Annotated in this window: 15 protein-coding genes; all 15 read left to right on the top strand. The window is 76.2% G+C overall.

From position 1 onward, the window contains the following. Positions 1 to 147: 147 nt before the first annotated feature. The 15 genes from VG869_05900 (at position 148) to VG869_05970 (ending at position 15,830) form a co-directional block, all read left to right on the top strand. Positions 148 to 1,845 (top strand): penicillin-binding protein 2, encoded by a 1,698-nt coding sequence (locus tag VG869_05900; protein HEV3450722.1) that lies wholly within the window; start codon positions 148 to 150, stop codon positions 1,843 to 1,845. 34 nt (positions 1,846 to 1,879) lie between these two features. Then, positions 1,880 to 3,349, top strand: coding sequence for a UDP-N-acetylmuramoyl-L-alanyl-D-glutamate--2,6-diaminopimelate ligase (locus tag VG869_05905; GenBank protein ID HEV3450723.1), 1,470 nt, complete (start codon positions 1,880 to 1,882; stop codon positions 3,347 to 3,349). Then, complete coding sequence (murF, locus tag VG869_05910; protein HEV3450724.1) at positions 3,340 to 4,731, top strand: UDP-N-acetylmuramoyl-tripeptide--D-alanyl-D-alanine ligase; 1,392 nt, start codon at positions 3,340 to 3,342, stop codon at positions 4,729 to 4,731. The genes VG869_05905 and murF overlap by 10 nt, the downstream gene beginning before the upstream one ends. Then, entirely contained in the window at positions 4,728 to 5,774 is a 1,047-nt protein-coding gene (mraY, locus tag VG869_05915; protein ID HEV3450725.1) for a phospho-N-acetylmuramoyl-pentapeptide-transferase, read from the top strand. Before murF ends, mraY begins: the two co-directional genes overlap by 4 nt. Further along, complete coding sequence (gene ftsW, locus VG869_05920) at positions 5,774 to 6,931, top strand: putative lipid II flippase FtsW (protein HEV3450726.1); 1,158 nt, start codon at positions 5,774 to 5,776, stop codon at positions 6,929 to 6,931. The genes mraY and ftsW overlap by 1 nt, the downstream gene beginning before the upstream one ends. Then, positions 6,928 to 8,043, top strand: a complete 1,116-nt coding sequence (locus tag VG869_05925; protein ID HEV3450727.1) for a UDP-N-acetylglucosamine--N-acetylmuramyl-(pentapeptide) pyrophosphoryl-undecaprenol N-acetylglucosamine transferase — start codon at positions 6,928 to 6,930, stop codon at positions 8,041 to 8,043. Before ftsW ends, VG869_05925 begins: the two co-directional genes overlap by 4 nt. After that, positions 8,036 to 9,418, top strand: coding sequence for a UDP-N-acetylmuramate--L-alanine ligase (gene murC, locus VG869_05930; GenBank protein HEV3450728.1), 1,383 nt, complete (start codon positions 8,036 to 8,038; stop codon positions 9,416 to 9,418). Before VG869_05925 ends, murC begins: the two co-directional genes overlap by 8 nt. Continuing rightward, on the top strand, positions 9,415 to 10,356 hold the full coding sequence (gene murB / locus VG869_05935; GenBank protein ID HEV3450729.1) for a UDP-N-acetylmuramate dehydrogenase: 942 nt from the start codon (positions 9,415 to 9,417) through the stop codon (positions 10,354 to 10,356). Before murC ends, murB begins: the two co-directional genes overlap by 4 nt. Further along, positions 10,353 to 11,117: an FtsQ-type POTRA domain-containing protein gene (locus VG869_05940; protein ID HEV3450730.1), complete on the top strand. Its 765-nt coding sequence runs from the start codon at positions 10,353 to 10,355 to the stop codon at positions 11,115 to 11,117. Before murB ends, VG869_05940 begins: the two co-directional genes overlap by 4 nt. A gap of 315 nt (positions 11,118 to 11,432) precedes the next feature. Next, positions 11,433 to 12,515 carry a cell division protein FtsZ gene (gene ftsZ, locus VG869_05945; GenBank protein ID HEV3450731.1) on the top strand — a complete coding sequence of 361 codons (1,083 nt, stop codon included), beginning with the start codon at positions 11,433 to 11,435 and terminating at the stop codon, positions 12,513 to 12,515. A 26-nt stretch (positions 12,516 to 12,541) separates the two neighbouring features. After that, positions 12,542 to 13,225 carry a polyphenol oxidase family protein gene (locus VG869_05950; GenBank protein ID HEV3450732.1) on the top strand — a complete coding sequence of 228 codons (684 nt, stop codon included), beginning with the start codon at positions 12,542 to 12,544 and terminating at the stop codon, positions 13,223 to 13,225. Further along, on the top strand, positions 13,222 to 13,887 hold the full coding sequence (locus VG869_05955) for a YggS family pyridoxal phosphate-dependent enzyme (GenBank protein ID HEV3450733.1): 666 nt from the start codon (positions 13,222 to 13,224) through the stop codon (positions 13,885 to 13,887). The genes VG869_05950 and VG869_05955 overlap by 4 nt, the downstream gene beginning before the upstream one ends. Positions 13,888 to 13,954: 67 nt before the next feature. Next, on the top strand, positions 13,955 to 14,554 hold the full coding sequence (gene sepF, locus VG869_05960; GenBank protein ID HEV3450734.1) for a cell division protein SepF: 600 nt from the start codon (positions 13,955 to 13,957) through the stop codon (positions 14,552 to 14,554). A gap of 6 nt (positions 14,555 to 14,560) precedes the next feature. Next, a complete protein-coding gene (locus VG869_05965; GenBank protein ID HEV3450735.1) occupies positions 14,561 to 14,809 on the top strand; it encodes a YggT family protein in 249 nt (82 codons plus the stop codon). A 46-nt stretch (positions 14,810 to 14,855) separates the two neighbouring features. Beyond that, positions 14,856 to 15,830 (top strand): DivIVA domain-containing protein, encoded by a 975-nt coding sequence (locus VG869_05970; GenBank protein ID HEV3450736.1) that lies wholly within the window; start codon positions 14,856 to 14,858, stop codon positions 15,828 to 15,830.

Consider the following 15,830-nt stretch of genomic DNA (forward strand, 5'->3'; position numbering starts at 1 on the left):
GTCCGGGCCCGACCGGGTCGGAACCGCAGCCCTCGGATCGGGCGACCGCCGGCCGGGCCGGCGGTCGCTCCGCGCGCACACCGACGCGCCCGCCCGGTCGCCGTCGCGCACGGCCGGGGCGGTCACCACGAATCTCGCCTCGTCGCGGTGGCGTCGGCGCCGCGCCGGCTCGCCGCGCTCCTCGTCGCCGTCGCGGTCGTCTTCGCGCTCATCGCCCTCCGCCTCGTCGACGTGCAGACGCGCAGCCGAGCCCGGTACGTGCGGCTGGGCCTGAGCCAGCGGGTGCGGACCGTGACCGTCGCCGCGCAGCGCGGCAGCATCCTCGATCGCAACGGCAACCAGCTCGCGGTCTCGGTGCCGGCCACGACGGTGTGGGCCAACCCGCGCGTGATGCCGGACCCGGCCTTCGCCGCCGCCAAGCTGGCGCCGCTGGTCGGCGTGGACGAGGCGACCTTGCAGGCCCGGCTCAGCGATCGCCGCCGCGGCTTCGTGTACGTGGCGCGCAAGCTCGACGCCGGGCCGGCCGCGGCGGTGCGCAACCTGCACCTCGTCGGCCTCGGCTTCGAGTCGGAGCCGAAGCGCTACTACCCGGCCGACCCGCTGGCGGCGCCGCTGCTCGGGCTCGTGGGGACGGACAACGGCGGTCTCGGCGGGCTCGAGGCCGGCGACCAGTCGATCCTGGGCGGTCGCAACGGGCGGCTCCTCGTCGAGCAGGACCCGCGCGGCCAGACCCTCCCGAACGGCACCCACGAGGAGCAGGCGACGAAGCAGGGCTCCGACGTGCTGCTCACGATCGACCAGTCGATGCAGTACGCGGCGGAGCAGGCCCTCGCCGCCGAGGTCGGCAACCAGCACTCGCGGGGCGGGATGGCGATCATCGTCGACACCCGCACCGGCGACATCCTGGCCATGGCGAGCGTCGACGGTCCCGCCGGGAGCCAGCCGGCGCGCCCGTCACCGGCCGGCGCCCGCAACCGTCCGCTCACCGACGTGTTCGAGCCCGGGTCCACGGCGAAGGTCGTCACCATCGCGGCCGCGCTCGAGGCCGGTCTCGTGACCCCGTCGACGGTCCTGTCGGTGCCGCAGTCGATCATGGTCGACGGCACGAAGTACGAGGACGTCGAGACCCACGCGACTCTGATGACGGTGGCCGACATCGTGCGTCAGTCCTCGAACGTCGGGACCATCCTCATCGCGCGGATGCTCGGTCGCGACCGCTTCGACGCCGCGCTCCACGCCTTCGGGTTCGGCGTGCCGACTGGCGTCGGGTTCCCCGGCGAGGCGGCCGGCATCCTGCTCCCGCGAGGCCAGTACAACGCGACGAGCCTGGCCTCGATGCCGATCGGGAGCGGCATCGCCGTGACCGCCATGCAGCTCCTCGATGTCTACGCCACGATCGCCAACGGGGGCGCGGCGCGCGCGCCGCGTCTCGTCGCCGCGACCGTCGATCCCGCGGGCCACCGTCGGGACCGCGCCCGCGCGCTCGCGCACCCCGTCGTGTCGGCCGGCACCGCGAACCAGGTGCGCCAGCTGCTCGTCGGGGTCGTCACCGGGGGCACGGGCACGAAGGCCCAGGTCCCCGGCTACCTGGTCGCGGGCAAGACCGGGACCGCGCGCAAGCCCCCGTACCTCGCGGGCCAGTACGTGTCCTCGTTCGCGGGGTTCGCGCCCGCGGACGCGCCCCGGCTCGCGGCGGTGGTCGTGCTCGACGAGCCGCAGGGCGGCTCCGTGTTCGGAGGCGACGTCGCGGCACCGGTCTTCGCCCGGATCATGCAGTACGCGCTGACGGTCGAGCGGGTGCCCGCGAGCGGCCCCTCGAGCATCGCAACCGGCCCGATACCCTGACCCCCGTTCCGTGACGGAGAGTAGGACCGCGCGCGTGCAGCTCCACGAGCTTCTAGCTGACGTCGACGTGCTCGACGTGCACGGCGACCCTTCGGTCGACGTGCAGGCCCTTGCCTACGACAGCCACCGCGTCGATCGGGGCGCGTGCTTCGCGTGCATCGTGGGCGCCAACCACGACGGCCACGACTACGCGCCGGCGGCGGTGCGCTCCGGCGCCGTCGCGCTCCTCGTCGAGCGCGACGTCGGGCTCACCGTCCCCGAGGCCCGCGTGACCGACGTGCGGCGGGCCTTGGGGCCGGCCGCGGCCCGACTCCACGGGCACCCGTCGCGCGCCCTCCGGTGCGTCGGCGTCACGGGCACGAACGGCAAGACGACGACCACCCACCTCTTCGCCGCCATCGCGGCCGCCGCCGGCGAGAACGCCGGGATCGTGGGCACGGTCGGCGCCCAGACCGGTGGCCCGCCGCTGCCCCTCGAGCACACGACGCCGGAGGCCCCCGACCTGCAGGCGCTGCTCGCCCGCATGCGCGACGACGGCGTGCAGACCGTCGCGATGGAGGTCTCCTCCCACGCCCTCGCCCAGCACCGTGTCGACGGCACCTGGTTCCGGGTCGTGTGCTTCACGAACCTCACGCGCGACCATCTCGACTACCACGGCTCGCTCGACGAGTACTTCGAGGCGAAGGCCCGGCTCTTCGACCCGGCCCGAGCCGCGGCCGCGGCGGTGAACCTGGACGACGAGCGGGGAGCCGAGCTGGCCCGCCGCTGCCGGGAGCGCGGGCTGCCGGTGACGACGTACGCGCTCGACGCCGACGCCGACGTCGTCGCCGCGGACGCACGCGTCGACGACCGCGGCGGTCACTTCGCGATGACGACGCGCGACGGGCCGCGTCACCCGATGCACACGCCGCTCCTCGGGCGGCTGAACCTCGCCAACGCGCTGGCGGCGGCGGTGACGGCTCAGCTCGCCGGCTTCGACGCCGACGCCATCGCCCGCGGGCTGGCGGCCGTGTCGACGATCCCCGGCCGGCTCGAACCGGTCGACGCCGGCCAGCCCTTCACCGTGCTCGTCGACTACGCGCACACGCCCGACGCCTTGGGCGCGGCCCTGGCCGCGGCGCGCCAGCTGGCGGGGCGGAATCGGGTGATCGCGGTCTTCGGTGCCGGCGGCGAGCGCGACCCGGCCAAGCGGCCGCTCATGGGTCGCGTCGCGGCCGACGCCGCCGACCTCGTGGTCATCACGACCGACAACCCGCGCTCGGAGGACCCGGCCGCGATCGCGGCCGCGGTCCGGGCCGGCGCCGCCGCGGGCGCGGCCGAGGTCCGCCTCGAGGCCGACCGCCGGTCCGCCATCCGCGACGCGCTCGCCGCGGCCCGGCCCGGCGACGTTCTCGTCGTCGCCGGGAAGGGCCACGAGACTGACCAGCGCTTCCGCGACCGTGTCGTCCCGTTCGACGACCGCGTCGTGACCCGCGAGGAGCTGGGGGGGCGGCCGTGGAGCTGACCGCGGCGGAGATCGCGACCGACACCGGGGGCCGGCTCGCGGGACCCGAGGCGGCGCGCGCGACCTCGTTCGCGATCGACTCGCGGGTGCTCGAGCCGGGCGCCTGCTTCGTCGCCCTCGTGGCCGAGCGGGACGGCCACGACTTCGTGCCCCACGCCTGGGAGCGGGGCGCGACCGTCGCGCTGGTGAGCCGACCGGTCGGCCCGGCGCCTCCCGGGCGGAGTGTGGTGGAGGTCCGAGACAGCCTGGCCGCCCTCGGTCGCCTCGGTGGCGCCGCCCGCCGCCGGCTGGCCGACGTGCCCGTCGTCGCGGTCACCGGCTCCGCCGGGAAGACGGCGACGAAGGACCTCACCGCGGCGGCGCTGGCGGCCAGCCGGCGGGTGCACGCCAGCCCGGCGTCGTTCAACAACGAGGCCGGCGTGCCCCTCACCCTGCTCGGCGCGCCGCCAGACGTCGAGGTCGTGGTGACCGAGATGGGCGCGCGGTTCGCCGGCAACCTGACGGCGCTGGCCGCGATCGCCGCGCCCACCATCGGCATCGTCACCCACGTGGGCCTCGCCCACGCCGGCCACCTCGGTGGCCCGGACGGGATCGCGGCGGCCAAGGGGGAGCTGCTCGAGGCCCTCCCCGCCGAGGGCCTGGCCATCGTGAACGCCGACTGCGGCTCCGCGACGACGCTCGCGGCCTGCACCCGGGCGCGGGTCACGCGCGTCGGCCTCGCCGCCGACGCCGACGTCCGCGTCGTCGGGCTCAGCGTCGACGCGCGCGTCCGGCCCCGCTTCACCCTCGTGACGCCGGCGGGCGAGGCCCCGGTGGCGCTGGCGCTCCACGGCGAGCACCACGCCACGAACGCGGCGATGGCCGCCGCCGCCGCGCTCGAGCTCGGCGTGCCCCTCGACGTCGCCGCGGCCGGCCTGGGGACCGCCCGCCCCGCGGCGCGGCGCATGGAGATCGCACCGACCCCCGACGGGGTGCTGCTCGTCAACGACGCCTACAACTCGAGCCCGAGCTCGGCCGCGGCGGCGCTGCGCGCCCTCGGCCAGCTCGACGTCTCGGGCCGGCGGGTCGCCGTGCTCGGCGAGATGCTCGAGCTGGGCGGGCACGGGCCCGAGGCCCACGCCGAGCTCGGGGCGCTCGCGGCCTCGGTCGGCGTCGACCTGGTCATCACGGTCGGCGCCGGCGCGGACCCGATCGCGGCGACGGCCCGCGCCGGGGGCGTCGCCGTCGTGCAGGCTCCGGATCCTTGCGCCGCCGTCGGCGTCGTGCGGTCCGAGGTGCGGACGGGCGACGCGGTCCTCGTGAAGGCCAGCCGCGCGGTCGGGCTCGACGTCGTGGCCGACGCCCTCCAGCCCGCCGACCGGAACTCGGGCGGGACGCCGTGACCTCGCTGCTCATCGCGGCGGGCACCGCGTTCACGATCGCGGTCCTCGGCACGCCGCTGCTCATCCGGCTGCTCCGCGCCCGCGGGATCGGGCAGCTCATCCGCGACGACGGGCCGTTCCGGCACCCGCACGCGGCCAAGGCGGGAACGCCGACGATGGGCGGCATCGCCCTGGTCGGCGCCGCCCTGATCGGGTACTCGGCTGCGCACGTGCGCACCGAGCAGCTGAAGTTCGCCCGCACCGGTGTCACCCTGCTGACGCTCGTGACCCTGCTCGCCGTGGTCGGCTTCGTCGACGACCTGCTCGGGGTGCGGCGGCGGCGCAACCTCGGCCTCCGGAAGCGGGGCAAGACCGCCGGCCAGCTGCTCGCCGCGTCCGGCTTCGCGCTGCTGGCCCTGAACTGGGTCCAGGTGTCCACGCACCTGTCCTTCATCCGAGACCTCGACCTCAACCTGGGCTCGACGCTGTGGTTCGTCGTCGCCGTCGTGGTGGTGGTGGGCGCGGCGAACGGGGTCAACCTCACCGACGGGATGGACGGCCTCGCCGCGGGCTCGGCCACCCTCGCGTTCGCGGCCTTCACGATCATCGCGTTCTGGCAGTTCCGCCACGCCGCCGTGTACCACGTGCGCCCCGCCGCGGTCGTCGACCTCGCCGTGGTCGCGGCGGCGATGATGGGTGCGTCGGGCGGCTTCCTGTACTGGAACGCGGCGCCGGCGCGGATCTTCATGGGCGACACCGGGTCCATGGCCATCGGCGGCGCGCTGGCGGGCCTGGCGCTGCTCACCAAGACCTTGCTGCTGCTGCCGATCCTCGGCGGCCTCTACGTCGTGGAGACGCTGAGCGTCATCGCCCAGGTCATCTCCTTCCGCGGCTTCGGGCGCCGGGTGCTCCGCATGGCGCCGATCCACCATCACTTCGAGGTGATCGGCTGGCCCGAGTTCACGGTCATCGTGCGGTTCTGGCTCTTCGCCGGCGTGTGCGTCGCGCTCGCCCTCGGCCTCTTCTACGCCGACTTCATCAACATCCCGGGAGCGATCGGCTGATGCCGTCCGCCACCCGCCATCGCTGGTCGACCCGGGCTCCGGCCCGCTCGGGGCCCGCCGCGGGGGCGGCGCCGCCCGCTCACTACCTCCTCCTCGTGATCACGGTGGCGGTCCTGAACGTCGTCGGCGTGGTCATGGTGCTCTCGGCGTCGTCGGTGGTGTCGCTCACCACGTACGGGTCGGCCTGGTACTTCTTCGAGCGGCAGCTGATCTGGACCGTGCTCGGCGCCGTCGCGTTCGTGGTCGCGTCCCGCATCGACTACCGACGGTGGCGCGACTGGGCGCGGCCCCTGCTCGTCGTCACCGCCGGCCTCCTCGTGCTCGTCCTCGTGCCGCACTTCGGCACGTACGTCGCCGGCTCGCGCCGGTGGCTCGGGATCGGCAGCTGGCGGTTCCAGCCCACCGAGCTGGCGAAGCTGACGGTCGTCCTCTTCGCCGCCGACCTGCTCACGCGCCGCGAGCACGAGCTGCACGACTGGCGGGCCACGCTCCGACCGGTCGTCGCCGTCGTCGCCGGCCTCGGCGGGCTCGTCTTCCTCGAGCCCGACCTCGACTCCACGATCCTCCTCGGGCTCATCGCGGCGGCGGTGCTGCTGGTCGGCGGCGTGCGGCTCCGCCACCTCGCCACCGCGGCCACGTGCGGCGTGACCCTCGCCACGATCCTCGCCTTCTCGGCCCCGTACCGGCGGGCCCGCCTGCTCACCTTCCTGCACCCGACGGCGACCGCCGGCAACGGCGGCTACCAGATCGTCCAGTCGCTCATTGCGCTGGGCAGCGGCGGGGTCGCCGGGGTCGGGCTCGGGGCCGGGCGGGCCAAGTGGCTGTTCCTGCCGAACGCGCACACCGACTTCATCTTCGCCGTCATCGGCGAGGAGCTCGGGCTCGTCGGCGCGCTGGCCGTCCTCGGGCTCTTCGTGGCCTTCGCCGTCCTCGGGGTCCGGGCCGCCCACCGCGCCCCCGACCGCTTCGGCCTCCTCCTCGCGGCCGGGATCACGGCCTGGGTCGTCGGCCAGGCGGCCGTGAACATCGGCGGTGTCGTGGGCCTGCTCCCCGTGTCGGGGGTCCCGCTCCCGTTCGTGTCGTTCGGCGGCTCGGCCTTGGTCTTCACGATGCTCGCCGCCGGCGTCCTCGCCAACGTGGCGCGCCAGGCCCGATGACGGCCGCCGCCACGCCGACGGCCGTGTTCGCCCTCGTCACCGGCGGCGGCACCGGCGGCCACGTGTACCCGGCCCTCGCGGTCGCGGAGGCGCTCGTGGACCGCGGCCACGACCCGGCCGCGATCCGCTTCGTCGGCGGTCGCCGCGGCCTCGAGGTGACCGCAGTGCCTGCGGCCGGGTTCCGGCTCGACGCCCTCCCGGGCCGGGGGCTGCGACGGCGCCTCGACGTCGCGGCGTGGCGCGACAACGCCGGGGCCCTCGTCGGGACCGGCCGCGCCCTCGGCCAGGCGTGGCGGCTCGTGCGGCGCACCCGCCCCCGCGTCGTCCTCGGCGTGGGCGGGTACGCGTCGCTGCCCTGCGTGGTCAGCGCCCGCCTCGCCGGCGTCCCCACCGTCGTGCACGAGCAGAACGCGGCCCCCGGGCTCACGAACCGGCTCGCGGTGCGCCTCGGCGCGCACCCCGCGGTGTCGCTGCCCTGCACGCCGCTGCGGGGCGCGGTCCTCACCGGCAACCCGGTGCGGCGCGCGATCACGGTCGTGCAGCGCACCCCGGATCCCACCCGTCCTCTAGTCCTCGTCTTCGGCGGCAGCCTCGGCGCCCGGCGACTCAACGAGGCTGCGCTCGGCCTCTACGACCGGTGGCGAGACCGCGCCGACGTCGCCGTGTGCCACGTCAGCGGCCGCCGCGACCACGCCGACTGCGCGCGCGACCTCGCCGCGCTGCGCCGGGCCGGTGACCGCCTCGCGTACGAGCTCGTCGAGTACGAGGAGCACCTCGAGCGGCGATACGGACAGGCCGCGGTCGCCGTCTGCCGCGCCGGCGCCGTCACCGTCGCCGAGCTCACGGTCACCGGGCTGCCCGCGATCCTCGTGCCGCTGCCCGGCGCGCCCCACGACCACCAGACCGCAAACGCGGCGGCGCTCGCCGCCGCCGGGGCGGCGACGCTCGTCCCCGACCGCGACGCCGACGCGGCCCGACTCGCGGCCGAGCTCGACGCGCTCCTCGGCGCGCCGGACCGGCTCGAGGCCATGAGCCGCGCCGCCCGCGCCCTGGCCCGCCCCGACGCCGCCGCCCGCGTCGCCGACCTCGTCGAGGCGGTGGCCCGTGCCTGAGCTCGACCTCAGCCGGCCGCGGGTGGTGCACATCGTCGGGATGGGCGGCGCCGGGATGAGCGCCATCGCCGCGGTGCTGGCTCGGATGGGCCACCGGGTCAGCGGCTCCGACCTCAAGGACTCGCACGCGCTCGACCGGCTGCGGCTGCTCGGCGTCGACGCCTTCATCGGTCACGCCGCGGCGAACGTCCCCGGCGACGTCGACGCCGTCGTGCACTCGAGCGCCATCCCGCCGACGAACCCCGAGGTCGTGGCGGCCGCCGACCGGGGCGCACGCGTCCTGCGCCGGGCCGAGGCGCTGCGCGCCCTCGTCGCCACCCGCCGCTCGATCGCGGTGGCGGGCAGCCACGGCAAGACGACCACGTCGTCGATGCTGGCCCTCTGCCTGCGCGCGGCGGGCTGGCGGCCGACCTTCCTCATCGGGGGCGACCTCAACGAGGTCGGCTCGAACGCCGCCTACGACGACGGCGACTGGCTCGTCGTGGAGGCCGACGAGAGCGACGGCACGTTCCTCGAGCTGGCGCCCGAGGCGGCGGTCGTCACGAACGTCGCCCCCGACCACCTCGACCACTACGGCAGCTTCGAGCGGCTGGTCGACGCCTTCGCCGCCTTCCTCGACCGCGTGCCCGGCGCGCGGGTCGTGTGCGTCGACGACCCCGTCGCCGCCCGGCTCGCGGCCGAGCGACCGGGCGTGCGCACGTACGGCTTCACCGCCGACGACTACCGGCTCGACGACTACCGCGGCGGCCGGGCGGGCAGCCGCTTCCGGCTCCACCGCGGCGACGAGCCGCTCGGCCTGCTCGAGCTGCCCGTCCCCGGCCGCCACAACGCGCTGAACGCCACCGGCGCCGCCGCCGTCGCGCTCGAGCTCGGCGTCCCGTTCGAGGACGTGGCGCGCGCCCTCCGCGGCTTCGGCGGCGTGGCGCGCCGCTTCCAGTTCCGCGGCGAGATCGACGGCGTCACCATCATCGACGACTACGCCCACAACCCCGGGAAGGTCGCAGCCGTCCTCGAGGCGGCACGCGAGGGCGGCTGGCGGCGGGTCGTCGCCGTGTTCCAGCCCCACCGCTACACGCGCACGGCGACGCTCTGGCGCGACTACGCCGACGCCTTCCTCGACGCCGACCAGGTGGTCCTCACCGACGTGTACGCGGCGGGGGAGGCGCCCCAGCCGGGCGTGTCGGGGCGGCTGGTCCTGCGCGCCGTCCTCGACGCGCACCCCGACACGCCGGTGACCTACCTCCCTCGCCGGGCCGACGTCGTCGCGCACGCGCTCCACCTGGCGCGCCCCGGCGACGTCCTCGTCACCCTCGGCGCCGGCGACCTGACCACCGTGCCCGACGAGTGGCTGGCGGCGCGGGAGGCGGACCCGTGAGCCTCGGTGCGCTCGCCGCCGCGCTCACGTCGGCGCTGCCCCCCGGCGCGGTGCGGCGCGCCGTGCCCGTCGCCGACCTCACCACCTACCGCCTCGGCGGCCCCGTCGACGTCATGGTCCGCGTCACGACCGACGCCGAGCTCGCGGTCGTGGCCGCCGCGGCCGGGCGCGCCGACCCGCCGCCGGCGGTGCTCGTCCTCGGGCGGGGCTCGAACCTGCTCGTCGCCGACCGCGGCTTCCCCGGGCTCGGCGTCCTGCTCGCCGGCGACTTCGAGGCGATCGAGCTCGACCCGGCCGGGGTCGTCCGCGCCGGGGGTGGCACCCCGCTGCCGGTGCTGGCCCGGCGGGCCGCCGCCGCCGGCCTCGGCGGGCTCGAGTTCTACGTCGGGATCCCCGGCTCGGTCGGCGGCGCGGTGCGCATGAACGCCGGCGGGCACGGCCGCGACACCGCGGCGGTGTTGCGACTGGCGTTCACGGTCGACCTCCTCGCCCGGGCCGAAGCGCCGCGCGCCCGGGCCGCCGCCGACCTCGACCTCGGCTACCGGCACTCGGCCCTCGGTCCGAGCGAGGTCGTCACCAGGGCCGAGTTCACCGCCACCCCCGACGACCCCGACGCGTGCGCGGCCCGCATCGAGGAGGTGGTGCGCTGGCGCCGCCAGCACCAGCCCGGCGGCGCCAACGCGGGCTCGGTGTTCCGCAACCCGCCGGGCGACTCGGCCGGCCGGCTCATCGACGCCGTCGGCCTCAAGGGCCTCCGGTTCGGCGGCGCGCTCGTGTCGCCGAAGCACGCCAACTTCTTCCAGGCCGAGCCCGGGGCCACCGCCGACGACGTCGCCATGCTCGTCGCCGAGGTCCAGGCGCGCGTCGACGCCGCCACCGGCGTTCACCTCGAGCCCGAGCTGCAGCTCGTGGGCTTCGAGCAGGAGGCCCGGCGGTGACCGCCGCCACCGGGGTCGCCGGCCTCCGCGTCCGCATCGACCCCCGCCTGCGCGCTCGCCGCGCCGCGGTCCGCCGCGACGCCGGCCGGCGCCGCCTCCACCGGCTCCTCCTCGGCGCCGGCGTCGTCGCCACGCTCACGGTGGCCGCCGCCGTCGCGTGGTCGCCGCTGCTCGCCGTGCACACGATCGTCGTCCGCGGCGCCGGCGCCGACCGGGCCGCGGTCCGCGCCGCGGCCCGGGTTCGGACGGGCCAGCCCATGCTCCTCGTCAACGCCGGCGGAGTCGCGGCCGCGGTCCGCCGCCTCCCGACGGTGGCCTCGGCGCGCGTCGAGCGCGACTTCCCGAACACGGTCACGATCACCGTGTCCCGCCGGGTGCCGGTCGCCTGGGCCCCCGCCGGGCCGGGCCGCGCCGCCGTCCTCGACCGGCACGGCGACGTCCTGGCCGTCGGGCCCTGGCCGCCGGCCGGCCTCCCCGAGCTGGCCGGGCTGACCCGCGTCCCGGGGCCGGGCGGGCGCCTGCACGCGCCCGCCGCCGCGGCCGCGGCCGCGCTCGGGCCGTCCCTGCGGGGCCGGGTCACCACCGTGGTCGCCCTGCCCGGCGGGCTCGTCGCCCTCGTGGCCAACGGCCCCCAGATCCGCTTCGGGGACGGCACCCAGCTGGCGGCCAAGGCCGAGGCGGCGGCGGCGGTGCTCGCCGCCCTCGTCGCCCCCGCCCGCTACATCGACGTCAGCGTGCCGAACGCGCCGGTGTCGGGGTAGGTGGCGATGGGCGACGACGACCGCTTCCCGGGCCCGCCCGGCCCGGCGATGGAGGGCCCGGGGCCCGGTGCGCTACCGTCAGGGCCGCTCCCACCGGGGGTGGGTCCGGCTACGGCCCCGCGGCATGCCGACGCGGGCCGTCCCCCCGAGCCGCGAGACGGTGACCCGGAGCGAGCGGCGGGACCCGGGCAGGTCCCACGATCCCCGTCCCCCGGGGACGACAATGGGGGGTCGGGTTGGCAGGCCAATCGACCGACGACCCCAGGGCACCTCCGGCGCGTCGCCGGCAACCCGACGGGAAGGACGACCGACATGCTGGGCGACCCCCAGAACTACCTGGCCGTGATCAAGGTGGTCGGCGTCGGCGGCGGGGGCTGCAACGCCGTGAACCGCATGATCGACGCCGGCTTGAAGGGCACCGAGTTCGTCGCCGTGAACACCGACGCGCAGGCGCTGCTCGTCAGCGACGCCGACGTGAAGCTCGACATCGGCCGCCAGCTCACCCGCGGCCTCGGCGCCGGCTCGGACCCCGACGTCGGCCGGCAGGCCGCCGAGGACCACCGCGACGAGATCGAAGAGGTGCTGAAGGGCGCCGACATGGTGTTCGTCACCGCCGGTGAGGGCGGTGGGACCGGCACCGGCGGGGCCCCGATCGTCGCCGAGGTCGCCCGCAACATGGGGGCGCTCACCATCGCCATCGTCACCCGCCCGTTCGGGTTCGAGGGCCGGCGCCGGGCGGTGCAGGCCGACGCCGGCATCAGCCGGATGCGCGAGAAGGTCGACACCCTCATCGTGATCCCGAACGACCGCCTCCTCGACGTCGCCGACGAGAAGGCGTCGCTGCTCAGCGCCTTCCGGCTCGCCGACGACGTCCTCCTGCAGGGCGTCCAGGGCATCACCGACCTCATCACCACCCCCGGCCTCATCAACACCGACTTCGCCGACGTGCGGGTGATCATGCAGAACGCCGGCACCGCCCTCATGGGCGTCGGCGAATCGTCGGGCGAGGGCCGGGCCGTCGGCGCGGCGCGCATCGCCATCTCCAGCTCGCTGCTCGAGGCGAGCATCGAGGGCGCACGCGGGCTGCTCCTCAACGTGGCCGGGCCGTCGGACCTCGGGCTCTTCGAGGTCAACGAGGCGGCCGAGATCGTGAAGGAGACCGCGCACCCCGACGCCAACATCATCTTCGGGGCCTCGATCGACGACTCGCTCGGGGAGACGATCCGAATCACCGTGATCGCGGCCGGCTTCGACCGCTTCGAGGGCGAGCGCCACCCCGAGGGCGGGCGCCGGCGAATCGAGCCGATGGTCGGGATGCCCGTGCGGGACGAGCCCGGCGAGGGCGCAGCCGGCCGGGACGAGGACGACGACTTCGACGTCCCCGAGTTCCTGCGCTGATCCACCACCGGCTCGGCCCGGCCCGAATCGCCTGGACCGACCGGCACGGCGGCGTCTCCACCGGCCGCTACTCCACCGCCAACCTGTCCACCCGCAGCGCCGACGACCCCGCCGCCGTGCGCGAGAACCGGGCCCGGCTCGCCACCACGCTCGGGCTCGGCGACCCCGACCGCTGGTGGTGGCTGCACCAGGTGCACGGCGCCGCCGTCCTCGACGCCGACGAGCCGCCCCCGGCCGCGGTGCCGCCCGCCGACGCCGCCGTGACCACCACCGCCGGCCGGCCGCTGGCCGTCCTCACCGCCGACTGCGCCCCGGTCGTGCTCGCCAGCGACGACGCCGTCGCCGTCGTCCACGCCGGCTGGGTCGGGCTGCTCACCGGCGTCGTAGCGGCCGCGGTCGACCGGCTCCGGGCCCGGGGCCGGGGCCCGGTCCGGGCCGCCATCGGCCCCTGCATCCACCCCGACCGGTACGCCTTCGGGGCCGACGACCTCGGCCGCGTCGTCGCCGCCTACGGGCCCACGGTCGCGGCCCGCACCGCCGACGGCGGGCCCGCCCTCGACCTCCCGGCGGCGGTCCGGGCCGCCCTCGCCGGGGTCGGGGTCACCGACGTCCACGACGTCGGCGTGTGCACGGCGGCGTCGGCCGACCACTTCTCCTACCGCCGCGACGGCGAGACCGGCCGCCAGGCCGTGGTGGCCGTCCTCGGGTGACCGACGTCGCCGCCCGGGTGGCCGCGGTCCGGGCCCGCATCGCCGCGGCCGCCGCCCGGTCCGGTCGAGACCCGGGCTCGGTGACCCTCGTCGCCGCCAGCAAGACCGTGCCGGCCGACCGGGTGGCCGAGGCCGTCGCGGCCGGGGTGCGCGACGTGGGCGAGAACCGGGCCCAGGAGCTGCTGGCGAAGGCGCCGGCGCTGGCGGCGGCCCCACCCCGCTGGCACTTCGTCGGCCCCCTCCAGCGCAACAAGGTGAAGGCCCTCGCCCCGTGGGTGACGTGGTGGCAGACGGTGGACCGGGTCGAGCTCGGGACGGTCATCGCCCGGCACGCGCCGGCGGCCCAGGTCCTCGTCGAGGTGAACCTGGGCCGCGAGCCGCAGAAGGCCGGCTGCGCGCCCGAGGCCACCGGGGGTCTGGTCGACGCCCTCCGCGGGGTCGGGCTCGTCGTCGCCGGGCTCATGACCGTGCCCCCGCTCGGCGACGACCCCCGCCGGTGGTTCGCCCGGCTGCGAGACCTCGCCGCCGCGGCGACGCTGCAGGAGCTGTCGATGGGCATGACCGACGACTTCGAGGTGGCGGTTGAGGAGGGCGCGACGATGGTGCGGGTGGGCCGGGCCCTCTTCGGTGACCGTCCCCCGTCACAGGCGCCCCAGCAGTAACCTTCGACCCGGGAGGGCGTGCCGCCCCGGCACGTGACGCGTATTGGCCTCGCTCTGGCGCCGAGCCATGGTCTACCTGGGACTCCAGGACGACGACGAGCAGTACGGCTACGACGCGTACGGCTACGACGAGTACGGCGAGTACGGCGACGAGGGCCGGCGCGGGCCGCACGACGCCGGGCCCAACGACCCCAACCACCGCCGGGTCCCCGAGTACGCCGGCGGCCCCGCCTACCCGGAGTCACGGGACGCGCGACCGGTCCGCGACCCGCCGGCACCGATGGCACGCCCCGAGTACGGCGAGCCGACCGTGCGCGCGGTGCCCCGCGACGAGCCGCCGTCGGGCGTCTCGGTCCCGCGCCCGCCGGTCGTGCGGAGCGTGCCGACGTCGGCGGCCCGGGTCCACGTGGTCGAGCCGCTGAACTTCAACGACGCCCAGGAGATCGGGGACCGCGTCAAGGGCAACCAGGCCGTCATCCTCAACCTGCAGGGCAGCAACCGGGAGCTGCAGCGCCGCCTCATCGACTTCTCGAGCGGCCTCGCCTACGCCGTCGGCGGGTCGATGTCGCGCGTCGCCGACTCCGTCTTCCTGCTGACGCCGATGAATGTGCAGCTCTCCGAAGAGGAGAAGGAGCGACTCGAGGCCCGCGGCCTCTACCGACGCTGAGCACCAGTGGGATTCGTCTGCGCGCTGCTCATCGTCTTCATCGTCGTGCTGTTCCTCCGCGCCGTGCTCTCGTGGTTCCCCGAGTCGCAGCGCCCCGGCACCGCGACCGCGCAGATCTCCCGGGTGCTCAACGACCTGACCGAGTGGGCGCTGCGCCCGCTCCGCCGCGTGATCCCGCCCGCCGGCATGTTCGACCTCTCGTTCCTCGTGCTGGTGTTCTTCCTGATCTTCCTCCGCACCTTCCTCTGCGGCTGATCGTCGCATCGCCCCGGCGGGACCATCTCGCTACCATGGAACGCCTATGGCTTCCATGGACGTGACCCCCCAGGAGTTGCGCGACGTCGAGATCCGTGAGGCGTGGCGCGGCTACCACCGCGACGACGTCGACGAGCTGCTTGAGCGGGCGGCCGCCACGATCGAGCACCTGCAGGACGAAGTTCGCCAGGAGAAGCTCCGGGCCGCGCAGGCGCCGACCCCGGCGCCGGCGCCGGCACGCACGCCGGCGGTGACGCCGCCGCCGGTGCCCGAGCGCCGCCCGCCGGGCGTCGACACCGACGTCATCCAGCGGACGCTCGTCCTCGCGCAGAAGGCCGCCGACGAGGCGGTCGCCGAGGCGCGCGCAGCCGCCCAGCAGATGCTGGCCGAGTCGGAGGCCAAGGCGCAGTCGCTGGTCGGCGAGGCCGAGGCGAACGCGCGTCGGATCGCCGACACCGAGCGCCGCCGCCTCGAGGAGGAGATCGGACAGCTCACGGCGGCGCGCGAGACCTTGAACGCCGACGTGGACGCCCTCGAGCGCTTCGAGTCCGAGTACAAGGAGCGCCTCCGCCAGGCCATCCGCGCCGAGCTCGCCGTCCTCGATTCGCCCAACCCGCCGACCGGTGAGCGGCCGTCCCTCCACGCGGTGCACGTGCCCGCGCCGCGGTCCTGGTCGGCGTCCTCGGGCTACGCCCCGTCCGCCGAGGGGACGGGGTCGCCGGCGGCGCTGGCGTCGGGCGGAGTCCCGACGGTCAGCATCCAGGCCGTCTCCGCCCACGAGCAGTGGGAGGAGTCGAGCGGCGAGTGGGGCGAGACGCCCGCCGCCGCGGTCGTCGACGACGCCGAGGAGCCCGACCTGTCGGAGCGCAGCGAGAGCCTCGACGACGACGCCTTCTTCGCGTCGCTGCGCGAGGCCGTGCGCGACGACACGCCCCTCGGCTCGCGGGAGCCGACGTCGGAGCACTTCCTCGACACCGAGGAGCCCGACGACCAGCGCAAGCTGTTCCGCCGGCGGCGCTGA

Source organism: Acidimicrobiia bacterium, assembly GCA_035948415.1.
GTDB lineage: Bacteria > Actinomycetota > Acidimicrobiia > IMCC26256 > PALSA-555 > PALSA-555.